This window comes from Pontivivens insulae, from assembly GCF_900302495.1.
GTDB classification, from domain to species: domain Bacteria; phylum Pseudomonadota; class Alphaproteobacteria; order Rhodobacterales; family Rhodobacteraceae; genus Pontivivens; species Pontivivens insulae.
In genome coordinates this window covers 434,895-450,647 of the sequence record NZ_OMKW01000002.1, presented here as the reverse complement: position 1 = coordinate 450,647, position 15,753 = coordinate 434,895, and the positions used below count along the sequence as shown (strand labels likewise).

Here is a 15,753-nt window from a genome sequence, read left to right as displayed (position 1 = left end):
AGGAGCTCTCCTTCATCTTCCGCGAAAGACGCTTAGTCAGCGCCTTCGCCGTACGGCACGTTCCGGCCACCGTACCGGCGGACGCGGACATTGGCCTGTTCAGCGTGACCGACAAAGCCTTCAAGCATGCAAAGCCGCGATGCATATGCGCCGATCTCGGCGGCGGCCTCGTCGGTTGTGATGCGCTGATAGGAATGGGTTTTGATGAATTTGCCAACCCAGAGACCGCCGGTGTAGCGGCCTGCCTTCTTAGTCGGCAGCGTGTGGTTCGTGCCGATAACCTTGTCCCCGTTCGAGACATTGGTGCGCGGACCGAGGAACAGCGCCCCGTAAGAGTGCATGTGCTCCAGGAACCAATCATCGCGATCGGTCATCACCTGGACATGCTCTGACGCGATGTCGTTGGCGACCTCCAGCATCTCGTCATAGGTGTCACAAAGGATGACCTCGCCATAATCCTCCCAGCTGACCTGAGCCGTGTCGGCAGTGGGCAGGATGGTCAGGATGCGGTCAATCTCGGCAAGCGTGTCCTTGGCGAGCTTCTCGGAATTCGTCACCAGCACGGCGGGGGAGTTGTAGCCATGCTCCGCCTGCCCCAGCAGGTCGGTCGCGCACATCTCCCCATCCACCGTCTCATCCGCGATCACCATCGTCTCCGTCGGACCGGCGAAGAGGTCGATACCCACACGACCATAGAGCTGGCGCTTGGCCTCCGCCACGAAGGCGTTGCCCGGGCCGACGAGCATGTGGACGGGATCAATCGTTTCCGTCCCAATCGCCATGGCACCCACGGCCTGAATGCCACCCATGACGTAAATCTCATGCGCGCCGCCGAGCTTCATCGCGGCGATGACCGCCGGGTTCGGTGCGCCCTTGAAGGGCGGTGTCGCGGCGATGATGCGGGGCACTTTCGCGACGCTCGCCGTCGCGACACTCATATGGGCCGAGGCAACCATCGGGAACTTACCACCGGGCACATAGCAGCCGACGGACTGCACCGGGATGTTCTTGTGGCCGAGGATCACGCCGGGCCGCGTTTCCACCTCGATATCAAGCATCGAGTCTCGCTGATGCTGGGCAAAGACGCGGACTTGTTCCTGGGCGAACTTGATGTCTTCCATGTCGCGATCCGAGACACTGTTCATCAGCGCTTCGATCTCTCCCTCGGACAGCTTGAAAGACGGCGGGGAGTAGTTGTCGAACTTCTCAGACAGATCACGAACGGCGGCGTCGCCGCGTGTCTCAATATCTTTCAGCGTTGCCTCAACGGCAGAACGGACCTTGGCATCATCTTCGGCGCGGTCTGCTTCGGATTTTGCGGTCTTCAGGTGGCGAATGGTCATGGCGTCTCTCCTTCGGCCCGGTGGCCGTTATGTCAGCGCCGCGACGCGCTTGCGTGCGGCAATCGTTGCTTTTGCGTGGGCCGCGTCGATCAATTCAGCGATCTGCGGCCAGCGGGATTCCGAGGGATTGAGAATGGCGAGCCATCCCATCCATCCGTAAACAGGGTGAGGGGTGAGACGATTGAGCTCGGTGAAATCCCAATCTCCGCCGATCACACCGCCCTTGGCCGGGCGTGCTGGGCGCGGGCCAAACTCTGCCTCGAAACGACTGGGCGGCACCCCGACGTTGAGACGCCAAATTCCGGGGCGATCAATCTGCGAGGCCCGATCATTTTCTCCGTCCTTCTGCTTGATCGTCGCGACATAAACGCCGCGTTTCAACGCCCCCAACGGGTTCAAGAACAACGCCTGCTCACCCCAACTTTCGGTCAGGATGAGGTCGGGATGACGGCGACGGATTGCTTCGATCAGCAGGTTCGGCGTCATGGTGTGGGCGGCACCTTGTCGCCGCGGTCAAAGGACTCCCACCCTTCGCCATTGAACACATCAACGCCGAGCTGCGAGAGAACATGGGGAAAATCGACCATCACCCAGTTATCGACGATCTTTCCGTCCACGACTTTCCAGAAGTCCATATAGCGGATCTCCACCCGCTTCCCGGTCGGTTCGACGCCCATGAACTTACCTGAATGGGTGGCTTCCTGCCGACCGAATGCCGCCGCCCACTCACCCATGTAAAGTCGCGCCTCATCAATGCAGCTTTTGTCGGAGAAGGCGGCCTGAAACGGCTTTTGCCAATTGTCCTGAAACTCTCTGATACCGTTTTTGTTTCCGCACCCTGTGTTGCCCATCCAGCGAAACGTTTCAGAGAAAAACTCACCGATGTCAGCAATGCGGTGATCATTCAGGCCGTCCACCATACCCTCTATGACGCGGCGGGTCTCATCGGTCTTGCTCATGTCCGTATCGCGGCTCAGAACCGCCTGTTCGGGGCGACTACCCTTCATGAATCACTCTCCTTGAATACGTATGCAAATATGTCATGGAAAAGGGCAACCGCAAGGGCTGCCCTGTTCAAATATCAGCCTTTGACAGCGCCCGCCGTCAGCCCGCTTACGATCTGGCGCTGGAACACCATAACCAGCAGGAACAAGGGCGCGATGATGGAGACGGCGGCGGCCACAGCCTCGACCTGATCGGTCGTTGTGGTCTCTCGGTTGAAATAGCCCGTAATCGCCGGAACCATCGTCTGGTTTTGTTGGTCGAGCAACAGCGCCGTGACGAGGTAGTCGTTATACGCCAGCAAGAAGCTGAACAGACCCGTGGTGATCACACCCGGCCACATGACCGGCATGATCACCCGGCGGAACGCACCAAAATGCGAACAACCATCGACCCGCGCAGCCTCATCCAACTCACTCGGAATATTCTGGAAGAAGGACCGCAGCATCCAGATCGTGAAGGGCTGGTTGATGGACACGAGCACAACGATGACCGCCCAGGGTTGACCATAGAGGGTTGGCGCGCTTTCGCCCAGGATCGGCTCCAGGAACTCGGCAGAATTGATGAAAGCCGGCAGGTATCCCGTGACGAGAACCGAGTGCGGCAGCGCGCGGAAGATCAGCGCCATGATCAGCAGCCAGAACGCAAGGTTCGAACCTGATCGCGCCAGCCCGTATCCCGCCAGCGTTCCGACCGTCAGCGAGATCGTGACAACACCTGCGGTCACAAGCATCGAGTTGAGGAAGTTGGTGTAGAACTCATTGTCCACCCAAACCGCCTGATAATGTTCTGTCGTCAAACCCAGAACCGGCCGACCAAGCGGGCCGAGGATCGGATCGATCAGATCAACAACGAACGGATAGATGCCGAACATCAGGAAGGCCGCGCCAATCGCAAAGATGATGCTGCCGATGATCCAGCCGATGATGACAAGGCCCGGCGGGCTGAACTGCTCGACCCATTTTCCAAGATGCCGGGCGCCAACGCGGTAGGTCAGCACAAGCAAAGTCAGCAAAAGCAGGATCGAAAACACCGACATCCCGTCGCCATTGCCCAAGGTGCGCGGCCCAAAAACCACGTCGAGCGGGCTGGAGGCGAAGGCATCTACTGGCGTCTTCACGCTCATCACCGCGACCCAGAAGATCGGGAAGGCCGCAATCAGGCACCAGAACGCGAGAAAGCCATAGGAGGCGAATTTCAAGCCCAGCGGTTGCTGCATGGCGCGTGGAATACTGCTCATCAGATCAGCTCCCTTTGTGATCGCGCCACGTGCGGCGCAGCAGGGGGACAAGGAGGATGACAATCCCGACCATCGTCAGCATGGACGAGGCAGAGGCACGGCTGACCGAGCGGTTGCCAGAGTCATCCGGTGTCAAATAGTCGAACGTCAGCCATTGGAGCGAAATGCGATGCGCTTCTGACCGGAAGCCGATCACCTCTTCAAATACGCGGTAGCTGTCCATCAGGTGGATCAGGGCGATAAAGACGATCAGCGGCATCAGATGCGGAACGATGACATAGCGCAGGCGCTCAAAACGGCTGGCTCCGTCAATGATCGCGCTTTCCAGCGTGTCCATGTTCACCGTCTGCAGACCTGCATAGAAGATGACGAAGGCAAAGGGCGCGACGTGCCACACGCGGTAGAACATCATCAAAAGCTCGATCGTCCAGCCCTGCGCGAACATCGCAATGTCCTGGCCTGACCAGCTTTCCATTAAAGCGGTCAGAATACCGTCCCCAACAAACAACCAACGGATCGACAAGGCGCCGATGACGGGTGTGATGATGAAGGGCAGCAGCGAAATGAAGATGGCCGGCCCGCGAATGGTCTTTACCGCATTGTTTACGGTGATCGCGATTAACAGCCCTACCCCGATCACAAGGGGCAAAGTGACCAGCGTAAAGGTCAGCGTGAAGCGGAGCGCGCCCCAGAAGTCGATGTTCAGGATGCTCCACCAATCCCCTGAGGAAATGGCCGCCCCCAGCGCATCCGGGTCAAGCACACGGCTATAGCTCTGCCAGCCAACAAAGGACGTAACCGTCTGAATTTCCCCGTTTTCATCCAGAACTGGACGGTCAACTGTGATGGTCTCACACACCGCGTTCGGAAAGCCCGGCGTGCAGCGCTCCGTCTCAACGGTCTCGAACACATTCTGTGTCAGGTGGAAGCTTTGCCACAGCACGCTGACCAGTGGGGCCGCGATGAAGATCATCATTAACAACAGGCTCGGCCCGACAAAGGCTGCGAAGGTGCGGAACTTCATGTTGTCCTCCAGCGAAAGCTGCGGTCAGGTCGGTGCGGGCAAAACCCTTGCGGCGGGCAAGTGCTTGGCGCGCATCGGCAAATGGGGCGGAAGGACCGGGGCATCACTGCCCCGATCCGATCTTTTGCTGCGGCTTAGAGCAGACCTGCTTCTTCAGCAGCGGTCGTGTAATCCGCCTCGATCGCCTGGAGCGTCGCTTCAGCTGTCGCCGCTCCGGTCAGGAAGTCCGCAACGTTGTTGCCGATTGCGGAGTGCATCAGACCCATTTGCGTCGTGGACGGATACGGTGCCGGACCTGCAACTGCCGTTGCGATTGCACCCTCGGCCAGCGCGCCAGGCTCGAAGCCTTCGATCAGCCAGATCGCCGCATCGTTGTTGGACGTCACCATTTCAGTGTCGAGACCTTCCATCGCGACACGGAAGGCATTCTCGGCTTCCTCGTCAGAGATGTTGGCCGCAACGACGATTCCATCCCACCAGATCGTGGTGGCCGGGGCGCCGCCTTCCATGGCGACAGGTGCAGCTGCACCGGACACGAGGCCGACAACCTGGCTTTCCGCCTCATCATTCATGGCACCGGCGCGGGACGCCCAGAGGTTCGCCATAGCGATCTTGCCCTGCTGGAACTGCTGCTGCACGTAAGTGGAGTCAGAGGTCAGGTACTCTGGATCCATGTACTCGGTCAGTGCGGCCATCATCTCAAGCGCGTTCATGCCCGCTTCGGTGTTGATATTGGGCGTGTTGTCGTCGTTAACGAAGGTGCCGCCGAAGCCCAGGAACATGTTGTTGAAGTCCTGCGCGAGGTTCCAGCCCGCCGCCATGGTGGCGCCCAGAGGATAATCTACAACACCAGCTTCCTGAATGGCCGCAGCAACTTCGAGCACTTCGTCATAGGATGTCGGCACTTCGAGGCCGAGATCTGCGAAGATGTCGTTGCGATACATCAAGTGCTGCGTGTTCACCATCATCGCGATGGCCATGATCTGGCCGTCTACGCGGATAAGCTGGTTCGGATTCAGGTTCTGACCGTACTGCTCGACCAGATCATCAAGAGGACGGATCGTGCCCGCGTTCAGCAGCGGCGTCAGCGTACCGTTAGACACGCCACCAAGCTGGTAGAGCGACGGATCAGCTGCGAAGGCTTCGGGCTGCTTCTCACGGAATTCCTGGTCGAGCTCGGCTGCGACCATGCCACACTCTGCCATCGCGTCGGTGACAGCTTTCCACGCTTCAAAGCCTGCAGAAAGCATGGTGACTTCCTGCGTGTTCTCGAATGCGCAATCCGCATAGGCGGTTGTGCCCATCAGGGACACTGCGGCGGCCAGGGCCAGGGTTCTGAGTTTCATCTTGATATCTCCCGGTTTGGGGGGTCGCACCCTCATGCGACCTTTCTGAAGTTGGACGTCGGCAAAGCCGACAACGCCCGCGGTTTGCTCCGCGGGTCGTGTTGGTGTTGGCTCACCCGATGCGAGCGCCGCTCTCGGCGTCGAAAAGGTGGCAAATGCTGGACGGAATGTTGATCGAGACCATGTCCCCGATCTCCGCCCGGAACTCTTTATGCGCCTTCACGGATACAAGCGCCCCGCCTGCTTTAACCGCGATCATCGTCGCGTCTCCCAGCAGTTCGAGCGTGTAGATTGGCGCAGTAATCTGGCCCTGCCCGGCCTCTGCAACCGTCGCATCCTCCGCACGATAGCCAAGGGTGATCGGACCGTCTGGCGCATCGAAGCCTGCGATGCTGACATTGTCGCCGGTGAACACACCGCCACTCATCGTTCCGCTCATCAGGTTCATCGCCGGGCTGCCGATGAAGCTCGCGACAAATGTATTTGCGGGATTGTCGTAAATATCTGTCGGCGTTCCGACCTGCTGCACGACCCCCTTGTTCATCACGACCACGCGGTCGGCAAGCGTCATTGCCTCGATCTGGTCGTGGGTCACGTAAATGGTCGTGACCTTCAATTCGTGCTGAAGGTTTTTAATTTGTGCCCGCGTCGAGACCCGCAATTTTGCATCGAGGTTGGACAGCGGCTCGTCCATCAGGAAGACCGTCGGCTCACGCACGATAGCCCGTGCAAGTGCCACACGCTGGCGCTGACCGCCAGACAACTCCGCTGGCTTGCGGTGCAGGAACTCGTCCAGCTCCACCATTGCAGATGCCCGCATCACCCGTGCGTCATGCTCACTCTCTGGCACTTTGCGCACCTTCAACGGGAAGCGAATATTCTCGTAAACGTTCATATTCGGGTAGAGGCCGTAGCTCTGAAACACCATCGCGACATCGCGGTCCTTGGGATCAAGGTCATTCACGACCCGGTCGCCGATGTGGATCTTGCCGTCGGTCGCGTCCTCAAGCCCGGCGATCATGCGCATCGTTGTGGTTTTCCCACAGCCCGACGGGCCCAGAAGAACCAGAAACTCACGGTCTGCAATCGTCAGGTTGAAGTCATCAACGCCAACAAATGCCCCCCAGCGCTTCGAGACATGTTCGAGCCGGATTTCTGCCATAACACTTGATCCTGTCACTGTGGTTGTTTCAGCCTAGACACAGAGTTTCGTTCCTGCCAAGGTTTTTTTGCATACGAATGCATAATCGAAGGCAAAATGATGGATTATGACCCGAAACGCCTCCGCTCTGGCCTTGCAGACCTGCTTGTTTGCCCCGCCGCAACACTCGACCAAAAGCTTGCGGCGCTGTTCAGCGAGTCAGTCGTTCTGGATGTCGCGCATCCCGTAAATCGACTGGAGGGCCTGAGCGCCGTGCGCGACAAATACCTGGTCCCATTGCGCGCAGCGATCGGTGGGGCGCAGCGCCGTGATGATATCTTCATCAATGCGGACAACCGTCGCGGAAATGGGGAGCCATGGCTGGCCGCGGTGACGCATATTGCAGGCACTTTTGAGGCACCGCTTTGGGGTATCCCCGCGAACGGGCGCTTGATCTTTTTGCGCGTGGGTGAGTTCTGGGAAGTTGGTCCAGACGGTCGCATTGTGTCGGGCAAACTCATCCCGGACCTCATCGATCTGATGCGTCAATGCGGCAGGTGCCCCCTGCCCGACACCTTGGGCAGTCAGCAAATCTGGCCCGGACCGGCGACCCATGACGGTGTTCTCCCTGCGAAGGCAAATGGAGAGCAAACACTCGACCTGGTTGAGGGGATGCTTGGCGATCTGACCGCCTACGATCCAGAGACGTTCCAGTCGGCAGGCCAGACAGGTGAGGGCGGCTACTGGGCGAAAGACATGTTCTGGTACGGACCGGGCGGCATCGGCTCAACCTACACCTATCCCGGCTTTGACCGGGATCACCGCATCGCGTTTCTGTCCGCTTTCCCCGACAGGCTCGGCGGTAACCATTATGCGCGGATCGGTTCAGGCAACTATGCTGCCGTTTCCGGCTGGCCGTCGATGACGATGACCTTTCAGGGCACCTATCTGGGTCAGACCGGCAATGGAGAGAAACTTACCCTGCGCGTGATGGATTTTTATCGTTGCGCGGAGGGTCAAATCGCAGAGAACTGGGTGTTGCTCGACTATGTCGACCTGTTCCGCCAGATGGGGCGCGACCTGATTGCCGAGGGCGCCTCGCTATGAATGATCTCTCAGCGCTGAAGTCGACGTGGCACGACCAACTGCGCGATTTCTTTGACGGCAGTGGTGACCTGTCGGTCCGCGCTGGTGCCGAGCTGCGATGCTCCGATCCCTTTTCAGTTGATGCTGGATTGCCCGGCCTGCGCGCCACATTGGCCGCCTCGCTCCACGGGTTGGAGCGGGTCGCGCATGTCTGCGCGTTTGGGCGGTCAAAATTTGATCCGCGTCAGCCGCAACATAGAGAGGGGCGGCTGCTGATCGCGACGATGGGTACGTATCGTGGACGGTTTGAGAAGGCGCTTTTCGGGATCCCAGCCACGTCCGCTCCCGTGGACCTAAGATTCTGTGACGTCCACCAAATCGAGGACGATCAGATCGTCGCCAGTTGGTGCCTGATCGACCTTTTGGATCTGGCGCGACAGGCTGGCGTCTATCCGCTCGCCCCCATGTTGGGCGCATCTGGCCCTTGGCCAAACCCGCCGATGAATGGGACAAACATGACTTGTGATCCGGGCGCAGGACAGGCCGGTTTCGATACGGTTATGGCCATGCATGAGGCACTGCTGTCCTTCGACGGCAAGTCGCTGGACAGTATGGATCATGCGGCATTCTGGACCGAGGAATTTGATTGGTGCGGTCCGGCCGGGATCGGAACGACGCGCGGGCTGGCTGAATTTCGGGCCCACCACCAGATCCCCTTCCTGACGGGATTTCCCGACCGGAACGGCGCCGGGCACTACGTTCGGATCGGGGATGGTGACGTCGTGGTGACGGGCGGCTGGCCATCTGTCGTCGGCACCCATCAGGGGGAGTGGCTGGGCCTCCCCCCGACGGGAAAGCGCATCGAGATGCGCGTCATGGACTTCTACCGTCTGGACGGGGGACGCATTGCGCAGAACTGGGTGCCGATCGACATTCCACACATGCTTTCGCAGATGGGTGTGGATGTCTGGGCGCGCATCCGGCATCTGGCCGGGGACCCGCGCCGAACCCTGTGATCAGTCGCCCGTCTCTTCATCGGCCAGGCCCTGCCCCGGCCGATCATCTGAACCGTCATCCAGATCCTCTTCGGCAAGCTCAATCGCATATTCCTGCGCCACTTCCATCACAACAGGCGTGGCTTGCGGCGTGACGTAGGCATATGCGCCTGTTTCATCGACCGAGGGTGCCGCACGTTGGCTCATCCGGTAGTAGGCATAGATCGCCACTGCACCAAAGCAGAACGCCATGAAGGCGAAATAGTAATCCGGGCCAAACTGGGTCATCAGCGTACCGACGATGAATGGGCCCAGAACTGCGCCGCATCCGTTGATGAACATCAACCCGCCAGAGGCGGCCGCCATATCATCGCTCTCCAGGTAGTCGGCTGTGTAAGCGATCAGCAGCGAATAGAGTGGGTTCGACAGCCCCCCCATCACAAAACCCGCAACCATCAGGACATAGAAATCGCTGGAAAACAGCAGTCCCACAACCATGACCACGCCGCCTGCAAGGCAGACATGGGCAATCAACTGTCGCCGGTCCATGCGGTCGGACAACCACCCGATAGGATATTGCAGCAAGAGCCCGCCGCTGTAGATCACCGCGACAAACAGCGAGATGTCCGAGATGCTCAACCCCTTCTCGGCACCATAAACGGCTGACATGCCGAACATCGCAGCGAACATGCCCCCCAGAAAGAACATGCCGAATGAGCCAAGCGGCGATGTCTCCACCAGCTTTCGCAATGTCATTGGCTTCGTGGTCTGGAAGACCGGCGCAGGCGTCGCGGACAGCAGGATTGGCGCAAAGCTGATCGAAACGAGAACGGAAATCAGCACGAACAGCGCGTAATCTGCCGGATCGGCAAAGTTGATAAAGGCTTGCGCGCTGACGACCCCGGCCATCTGCACAATGACATAGAGCGAAAGTGTCTTGCCGCGCGTCTCGTTCGTTGCCGCACCGTTGAGCCAGCTTTCGCAGACTACGTAGACGCCTGAGAAACAGAAACCGACGATGAGGCGCATGGCAGCCCAGGCAAACGGGTTCGGAAACGCAGCATAGAGAATGAAGGCCGCAGAAATCAGTGAACCGAGCGCCGCGAACACGCGTACATGCCCGACATTCTGGATCATTTTCGGCGCCAACCGCGATCCCGCCAGAAAGCCCGCAAAATAGGCGGACATGACCCAGGACATGGTGGTCGCGTCAAATCCCTCGATCGCGCCGCGCACACCCAGCAAGGTGCCCTGAATACCGTTGCCCAGCATCAGCAGCAAAAGGCCCAAAAACAGCGCCCATGAATTCAAAAAGACTGCGACCATGATCGACTCCCGCCACCAGAATCCTCGGCGCCCGCCTATCAGCGCTCAAACCACGACGCCACCCCGTTCGCGACGCGGCGGGTCGTGGAATGTCTCAAATGGGGGGAATTCCTCTTCAGCCGCGATCCGGCAGCAAAAGCGAACTGTCGCCATAACTGAAAAAGCGATAGCGCTGTGCAATCGCGTGGGCATAGACGGCGCGGATTTCATCGACGCCGAGCAAAGCTGACACGAGCATCATCAAGGTCGACTTGGGCAGATGGAAATTGGTCATAAGCCCATCCGCAATCTGAAAGCGATGGCCGGGCCGGATGAAGATGTCGGTATCGCCAACCCACGGGCCAATCGCGCCATCTGCGGCAGCCGTCTCAATCAAGCGGAGCGCCGTTGTTCCCACTGGGATAACGCGGCCCCCGTTGGCCCGCGTGCGCTGCATTGCCTCAGCCGCTTCTTCCGATACCTCGCCCCATTCTGAATGCATCTTGTGCTTTTCGATATCGTCGACCTTCACAGGCAGGAAGGTTCCCGCGCCCACATGCAAGGTCACGCGGGTAGAGTTGATGCCCGCATCCTGAATGCGCCCCAAGAGATCGGCATCAAAATGGAGGGATGCGGTTGGGGCAGCGACCGCACCGGGCTTTTGGGCGAAGACGGTCTGGTAGTCCTCCCTGTCCGCTGCATCTGCCGCGCGCTTGCCCGCGATGTAGGGAGGCAGCGGCATTTCGCCTGCCTGCAGAATGGCGCGGTCCAAGGCCTCCCCACTCTGGTCAAACCGCAGCAGAACCTGCCCGTCATCGCGCTTTTCGACCAACTCGGCGCTCACCCCGTCAAAGTCGAGCACATCGCCCAAAGCGAGCTTTCGCCCGGGCCGAGCAAGGGCGGCCCAGCTTTCCGGCCCTTCCTGAGAAAGCAACGTCGCCTCGACCTTCGCAATGCCAGAACCATGCTGGGTCGCGCGACTGCGTGTTCCAAAGAGCCTGGCTGGAATGACCTGGGTGTCGTTGAACACCAAAAGATCCCCCGCGCGCAGCAATGACGGCAGATCGTAGACGTGATGATCGGAAAGCTGCGCACCCTGCGCCAGCAACATGCGCGATGCGGGACGCGGCTTGACCGGTCGCAGCGCGATCAACTCTTCAGGCAGTTCGAAATCAAAATCAGACAGTTTCATGCAGCCGGAGATGTCACCTAAGGCCATCGGCTTCAAGGCGGATCTGGTGACTTGGACCAGACCGAAGAGGGTTTCACCTGAGTAACAGGTGCAGTGAACCGTGCACGGGTCCCGCGCGTATCGGGCACATAACTCGCAAAGGACCCGTCATGACCAACCTTACCGGACAGCCCGCCCCCGCCTTCGAACTTCCCGCATCGGGAGATCAGACCATCTCCAGCGATGCACTTGATGGGGCCTATGTCCTGTTCTTCTATCCCAAGGACGACACGTCGGGCTGTACGAAGGAAGCGATCGCGTTCACGGGGCTGAAAGACGCGTTTGCCGAGGCGGGCGTCACCCTTCTTGGCTGCTCCCGAGATACCGTGGCAAAGCACGAGAAATTCATTGCGAAACATGATCTTGGCGTCACACTCTTGTCCGACGAAGAAGGTTCGCTGACCGAGGCTTACGGCGTCTGGAAGGAAAAGCAGATGTACGGCAAAACCTATTGGGGGATTGAGCGTTCAACCTTCTTGGTCGATGCAAGCGGCACCGTTGTGCATGAATGGCGGAAGGTAAAAGTGCCCGGCCATGCCGAAGCGGTTCTTGAAGCGGTACGCGCGCTCTGACAAACCGGGCGCATGACTGACTCAAGGCTCGCTGCCCCCACATTCACGGTTCCCTCAACCCTCGCCGCCTGCGCTGAAGCGGTGTTGCGCACCTCCGATGCACGGGAGAAGAGCACCTTGTCACGTGCGTGCGCGGCGGAGTGGCAGCGGCGCTGGGACACGGATGAACGGATGCCAATCGGGACAGCAACGCCGCCCGACAGTCCGTCCCGTCCCGCAGAGCCAGAGTTACTTGATCCGCGAGACGTTCCACGACGCAGGCCCGGATCACCGGCAGGCCGCATCGCGATCCTGCACGCAATCGCCCATATCGAGCTGAATGCCGTCGACCTGCATTGGGACATCATCGCCCGATTCACCCATATCAAGATGCCTGCCGGGTTCTATGACGACTGGGTGCGGGCAGCAGATGAAGAGTCGAAACATTTCAAGCTTCTATCTGACCGTCTTGAAGCGATGGGAAGCCACTATGGAGCGCTCGCAGCCCATGCGGGGATGTGGCGTGCCGCCGAGGACACGGCGGATGATCTGGAAGCACGGCTCGCCGTCGTCCCCATGGTGCTCGAAGCACGCGGGCTGGACGTCACCCCGGGCATGATAACGTTGTTCGAAAATGCGGGCGACACCGATACCGTTGCGGCATTGCGGACGATCTATGCCGAAGAGGTGGGTCACGTCGCCTATGGGTCCAAATGGTTCCATTTCCTGTGCGGCCGTCACGAGCAGGATCCCCGCGACGCATTCCATGACTTGGTCAAGCGATACTTTCATGGCGCTTTGAAACCGCCGTTCAACGATGAGAAGCGGGCTGAGGCCGGCCTTCCCCTCGACTTCTACTGGCCGCTGGCCGAGGCCGATTCGGGCCGAAGATAGGCCAATTTGGGCGGGCCAGCCGGGTGCCTTGCCACATTGTCGGCAGATTCTCGCCGAGTGCCCTTTCGCACCTTGCGTGAAACGAAAATTGGTTGGGCAAAAAAACCGATTTCTTAACTTTTGATGGAACCCTTCTCAGCGGCTCGTTAACACTTTCCCTCAAATGCGCCTGGGGGGGCGTATAAGAACGAGGGACACTACATGGGACTGAACCGCCTTTTGGGCCGCATTGTGCCCGAGCGACGGATCTACATCACGCGTGGAGATCAGACCTCTCACGCGCGGCTGACGCCACTTCGGCAGATCGCATTGGGTATGGGCGCATCGGCGCTGTTTGGGTTCGGTGTGTGGGGCACCGCTCTGACCTCCGCCCAGTACTTCATGGTGCCTGATGCGACGGCAAGCAGCGTGGTCCAACACGCACAGATTGATCGGATCGAAGCGCTGGAAGCAGATCGGGCCCATTATGCCGCCGCGTCCGAAGCCGCCCGGGTGCGCGCCGCAGAGCTGAGCAACACGCTCGCCAGCCTTCAGGGCGATCTTGTCCGTCTTACCCAAGAAAATGCCGTTCGCGCAGAGATGGCTTCGAATCTTGAAGCCGCGATGGAGGCGAGCCTCGCTGCGGCTGCTCTGCTCGAACAAGAGCGGGATGCCGCCCGAAGCGAGTTGACGCTTGCCCGCTATGACTTGCGGCGCCAGCAGGACATGGCGGTCGACCTGCAAGCGACTGTCGGCCTCGTCTTAGACGGGATGGAGCGCACGGCCAACAATCGCGACCTGATTGCAGATCAACTGGTCGCGATGGATGAAGAGCGCGAAATTCTGGAAACCCGCGCGATCATTGCGGAGCAACGGCAAGAGCGTGTTTTCGCCCGGCTGGAAGACGCCGTCGAAGGCGGTATCGAACAGCTTGATCAGGTCTTCCGCACTGCTGGTGCGAATATGGATGTTCTTATGGCGTCCATCAGTGCCGACTATAATGGTCAGGGCGGCCCTGACCTGCTGCCGGATGCGGGTGTTGATGCGTTGGGGCTCAGCGACCCGGCCTCGCTGCGGATGACACTTCTGTTGGGGCGCATTGATGCGCTCAACATGCGCCGCTCAGCCGCACAGCGCATGCCCTTTGGCGATCCTGTAGCCGGGGCCTATCGCTTGACCTCTGGCTTTGGCACGCGGCGCGATCCAATCAATGGTGGCCGCAGGGCCCATAACGGTATGGATTTTGCTGGCCCTGTTGGCACACCGATTGTCGCTCCGGGCGAAGGCGAAGTGACATTTGCAGGGCGTCAGTCAGGTTATGGCAATGTCATCAAGATCAGGCATGCGTTCGGTTATGAAACAGTCTATGCTCACCTTCACAGGATTCACGTCAGCGTCGGCGATCGCGTCACGCGGGGTGAGCGGATCGGTGACATGGGCTCGACAGGCCGGTCCACCGGGTCGCACCTGCACTATGAAATTCGGCAGGGGGGAACCCCGGTCAACCCATCGACCTATGTAAGGGCAGCAGCAAATGTTTTCTAAGAGTAAAGTGAACGATCCCATCGAAGCGCCGAAATCCTCGGGCAGCGACGCAAAGCCTGCAACTCCGGCACCGGCCGCACCCGTCGCTGCGAAGCCCGCCGCACCTGCTGCAAAGCCGAAGGCGGCACCTTCCGTCCTGTCCTCCGATCTCGTTGTCAAAGGCAATCTTGAGACCACGGGCGACATCCAGATCGAAGGCAAGGTTGAGGGCGACATCCGCGCGCACCTTTTGACCGTCGGCGAAGGCGCGACTGTTAAAGGTGAGATCATGGCGGACGATCTTGTCGTCAATGGCCGTGTCGTCGGTCGCGTGCGTGGCCTGAAAGTTCGCCTGACCTCTACCGCGCGTGTCGAAGGTGACATCATCCACAAGACCATCGCGATTGAGAGCGGCGCGCATTTCGAAGGCTCCGTCCAGCGCAATGACGACCCGCTCAGCCAGGGCAATGCCGCCCCAGCACCATCGCAGGGCTGATTTCTCTGACAGATTGATGAAAGGCTCCGCACAAATGTGTGGGGCCTTTTTTGCGCGAAGTTCAGTCCCGGCTGACTGGGTCGCGTAGATTGTCTGAGAGGCGCGCCAGCTGATCTCTCAACTGCCCCAACTCCTCCACGGTCATTCCGGTCTGTTGCGCAATGCAATCTGGTATGATCGCGGCCTTCGCCTTCAGGGCCTGCCCCGCCTCTGACAAGGTCACGGCGACACGGCGTTCATCCTCTGGCATGCGCCGCCGCTGGATCAGCCCATTACTCTCCAACCGCTTGAGCAGAGGGGTCAGCGTGCTCGTCTCCATTCCAAGCGCCGCTCCAATTTGCCCCACGGTCAGTGGCTGATCCTTGCTCCAAAGCAGTGTCATCACCAGATACTGAGGATAGGTCAGATTCAGCGCATCCAACAACGGGCGATAGGCCTGCTGCATGGCCTGCCCTGTGTTGTAGAGCGAAAAGCAGATCATTTCTGAGACTGAGATCATGTCAAAGGCCTACGCTGCATGGCTGGGTCTCGCAAGATATTGACGCATCTGTCTCGCTTCAATATACATCGTGCACGATATTATCGTGGAGCACATA

Annotated in this window: 16 protein-coding genes; 6 read left to right on the top strand and 10 right to left on the bottom strand. The window is 59.5% G+C overall.

Going from position 1 to position 15,753, the window contains the following annotated elements; all coding sequences use genetic code 11:
• Positions 1–32: 32 nt before the first annotated feature.
• From hisD to POI8812_RS07580, 7 genes are all read right to left on the bottom strand, one after another.
• Complete coding sequence (hisD, locus tag POI8812_RS07610) at positions 33–1,343, bottom strand: histidinol dehydrogenase (protein WP_108781957.1); 1,311 nt, start codon at positions 1,341–1,343, stop codon at positions 33–35.
• A 27-nt stretch (positions 1,344–1,370) separates the two neighbouring features.
• Positions 1,371–1,829, bottom strand: a complete 459-nt coding sequence (locus POI8812_RS07605; RefSeq protein WP_108781956.1) for a DUF6194 family protein — start codon at positions 1,827–1,829, stop codon at positions 1,371–1,373.
• A complete protein-coding gene (locus tag POI8812_RS07600; RefSeq protein ID WP_108781955.1) occupies positions 1,826–2,350 on the bottom strand; it encodes an ester cyclase in 525 nt (174 codons plus the stop codon). The genes POI8812_RS07605 and POI8812_RS07600 overlap by 4 nt, the downstream gene beginning before the upstream one ends.
• A gap of 74 nt (positions 2,351–2,424) precedes the next feature.
• The gene (locus tag POI8812_RS07595; RefSeq protein ID WP_108781954.1) at positions 2,425–3,585 is read right to left on the bottom strand and encodes a carbohydrate ABC transporter permease; all 1,161 of its coding nucleotides are present in this window, start codon (positions 3,583–3,585) and stop codon (positions 2,425–2,427) included.
• Positions 3,586–3,589: 4 nt separating this feature from the next.
• Positions 3,590–4,609, bottom strand: coding sequence for a carbohydrate ABC transporter permease (locus POI8812_RS07590; RefSeq protein ID WP_108781953.1), 1,020 nt, complete (start codon positions 4,607–4,609; stop codon positions 3,590–3,592).
• A gap of 134 nt (positions 4,610–4,743) precedes the next feature.
• On the bottom strand, positions 4,744–5,955 hold the full coding sequence (locus tag POI8812_RS07585; protein WP_108781952.1) for an ABC transporter substrate-binding protein: 1,212 nt from the start codon (positions 5,953–5,955) through the stop codon (positions 4,744–4,746).
• 112 nt (positions 5,956–6,067) lie between these two features.
• Complete coding sequence (locus tag POI8812_RS07580) at positions 6,068–7,117, bottom strand: ABC transporter ATP-binding protein (protein WP_108781951.1); 1,050 nt, start codon at positions 7,115–7,117, stop codon at positions 6,068–6,070.
• Positions 7,118–7,213: 96 nt separating this feature from the next.
• On the opposite strand from POI8812_RS07580, the gene POI8812_RS07575 reads away from it, so the two are divergent.
• Both POI8812_RS07575 and POI8812_RS07570 read left to right on the top strand, forming a co-directional pair.
• A complete protein-coding gene (locus tag POI8812_RS07575; RefSeq protein WP_108781950.1) occupies positions 7,214–8,203 on the top strand; it encodes a nuclear transport factor 2 family protein in 990 nt (329 codons plus the stop codon).
• On the top strand, positions 8,200–9,198 hold the full coding sequence (locus POI8812_RS07570) for a nuclear transport factor 2 family protein (protein ID WP_108781949.1): 999 nt from the start codon (positions 8,200–8,202) through the stop codon (positions 9,196–9,198). The genes POI8812_RS07575 and POI8812_RS07570 overlap by 4 nt, the downstream gene beginning before the upstream one ends.
• Here the strand turns inward: POI8812_RS07570 and POI8812_RS07565 are convergent, their stop codons facing one another.
• Both POI8812_RS07565 and queA read right to left on the bottom strand, forming a co-directional pair.
• Positions 9,199–10,503: an MFS transporter gene (locus POI8812_RS07565; RefSeq protein WP_108781948.1), complete on the bottom strand. Its 1,305-nt coding sequence runs from the start codon at positions 10,501–10,503 to the stop codon at positions 9,199–9,201.
• A 115-nt stretch (positions 10,504–10,618) separates the two neighbouring features.
• Complete coding sequence (gene queA, locus POI8812_RS07560) at positions 10,619–11,674, bottom strand: tRNA preQ1(34) S-adenosylmethionine ribosyltransferase-isomerase QueA (RefSeq protein ID WP_108782510.1); 1,056 nt, start codon at positions 11,672–11,674, stop codon at positions 10,619–10,621.
• 149 nt (positions 11,675–11,823) lie between these two features.
• Between queA and POI8812_RS07555 the strand changes: the two genes are divergently transcribed.
• The 4 genes from POI8812_RS07555 to POI8812_RS07540 all read left to right on the top strand — a co-directional run bounded on the left by POI8812_RS07555 (position 11,824) and on the right by POI8812_RS07540 (position 15,157).
• A complete protein-coding gene (locus tag POI8812_RS07555) occupies positions 11,824–12,285 on the top strand; it encodes a peroxiredoxin (RefSeq protein WP_108781947.1) in 462 nt (153 codons plus the stop codon).
• Positions 12,286–12,297: 12 nt separating this feature from the next.
• Positions 12,298–13,158, top strand: a complete 861-nt coding sequence (locus tag POI8812_RS07550; RefSeq protein ID WP_108781946.1) for a ferritin-like domain-containing protein — start codon at positions 12,298–12,300, stop codon at positions 13,156–13,158.
• Positions 13,159–13,359: 201 nt separating this feature from the next.
• On the top strand, positions 13,360–14,682 hold the full coding sequence (locus POI8812_RS07545; RefSeq protein ID WP_108781945.1) for a DUF5930 domain-containing protein: 1,323 nt from the start codon (positions 13,360–13,362) through the stop codon (positions 14,680–14,682).
• Positions 14,672–15,157 carry a bactofilin family protein gene (locus tag POI8812_RS07540; protein ID WP_108781944.1) on the top strand — a complete coding sequence of 162 codons (486 nt, stop codon included), beginning with the start codon at positions 14,672–14,674 and terminating at the stop codon, positions 15,155–15,157. The genes POI8812_RS07545 and POI8812_RS07540 overlap by 11 nt, the downstream gene beginning before the upstream one ends.
• Before the next feature lie 61 nt (positions 15,158–15,218).
• On the opposite strand, the gene POI8812_RS07535 is transcribed toward POI8812_RS07540, so the two are convergent.
• Positions 15,219–15,656, bottom strand: a complete 438-nt coding sequence (locus POI8812_RS07535; protein ID WP_245895306.1) for a MarR family winged helix-turn-helix transcriptional regulator — start codon at positions 15,654–15,656, stop codon at positions 15,219–15,221.
• Between the last annotated feature and the right edge of the window lie 97 nt (positions 15,657–15,753).

Bases quoted from the DNA above. Each gene is read 5' to 3' on its own strand.
- hisD (WP_108781957.1), bottom strand. From the start codon at position 1,343: ATGACCATTCGCCACCTGAAGACCGCAAAATCCGAAGCAGACCGCGCC.
- POI8812_RS07605 (WP_108781956.1), bottom strand. From the start codon at position 1,829: ATGACGCCGAACCTGCTGATCGAAGCAATCCGTCGCCGTCATCCCGAC.
- POI8812_RS07600 (WP_108781955.1), bottom strand. From the start codon at position 2,350: ATGAAGGGTAGTCGCCCCGAACAGGCGGTTCTGAGCCGCGATACGGAC.
- POI8812_RS07595 (WP_108781954.1), bottom strand. From the start codon at position 3,585: ATGAGCAGTATTCCACGCGCCATGCAGCAACCGCTGGGCTTGAAATTC.
- POI8812_RS07590 (WP_108781953.1), bottom strand. From the start codon at position 4,609: ATGAAGTTCCGCACCTTCGCAGCCTTTGTCGGGCCGAGCCTGTTGTTA.
- POI8812_RS07585 (WP_108781952.1), bottom strand. From the start codon at position 5,955: ATGAAACTCAGAACCCTGGCCCTGGCCGCCGCAGTGTCCCTGATGGGC.
- POI8812_RS07580 (WP_108781951.1), bottom strand. From the start codon at position 7,117: ATGGCAGAAATCCGGCTCGAACATGTCTCGAAGCGCTGGGGGGCATTT.
- POI8812_RS07575 (WP_108781950.1), top strand. From the start codon at position 7,214: ATGATGGATTATGACCCGAAACGCCTCCGCTCTGGCCTTGCAGACCTG.
- POI8812_RS07570 (WP_108781949.1), top strand. From the start codon at position 8,200: ATGAATGATCTCTCAGCGCTGAAGTCGACGTGGCACGACCAACTGCGC.
- POI8812_RS07565 (WP_108781948.1), bottom strand. From the start codon at position 10,503: ATGGTCGCAGTCTTTTTGAATTCATGGGCGCTGTTTTTGGGCCTTTTG.
- queA (WP_108782510.1), bottom strand. From the start codon at position 11,674: ATGAAACTGTCTGATTTTGATTTCGAACTGCCTGAAGAGTTGATCGCG.
- POI8812_RS07555 (WP_108781947.1), top strand. From the start codon at position 11,824: ATGACCAACCTTACCGGACAGCCCGCCCCCGCCTTCGAACTTCCCGCA.
- POI8812_RS07550 (WP_108781946.1), top strand. From the start codon at position 12,298: ATGACTGACTCAAGGCTCGCTGCCCCCACATTCACGGTTCCCTCAACC.
- POI8812_RS07545 (WP_108781945.1), top strand. From the start codon at position 13,360: ATGGGACTGAACCGCCTTTTGGGCCGCATTGTGCCCGAGCGACGGATC.
- POI8812_RS07540 (WP_108781944.1), top strand. From the start codon at position 14,672: ATGTTTTCTAAGAGTAAAGTGAACGATCCCATCGAAGCGCCGAAATCC.
- POI8812_RS07535 (WP_245895306.1), bottom strand. From the start codon at position 15,656: ATGATCTCAGTCTCAGAAATGATCTGCTTTTCGCTCTACAACACAGGG.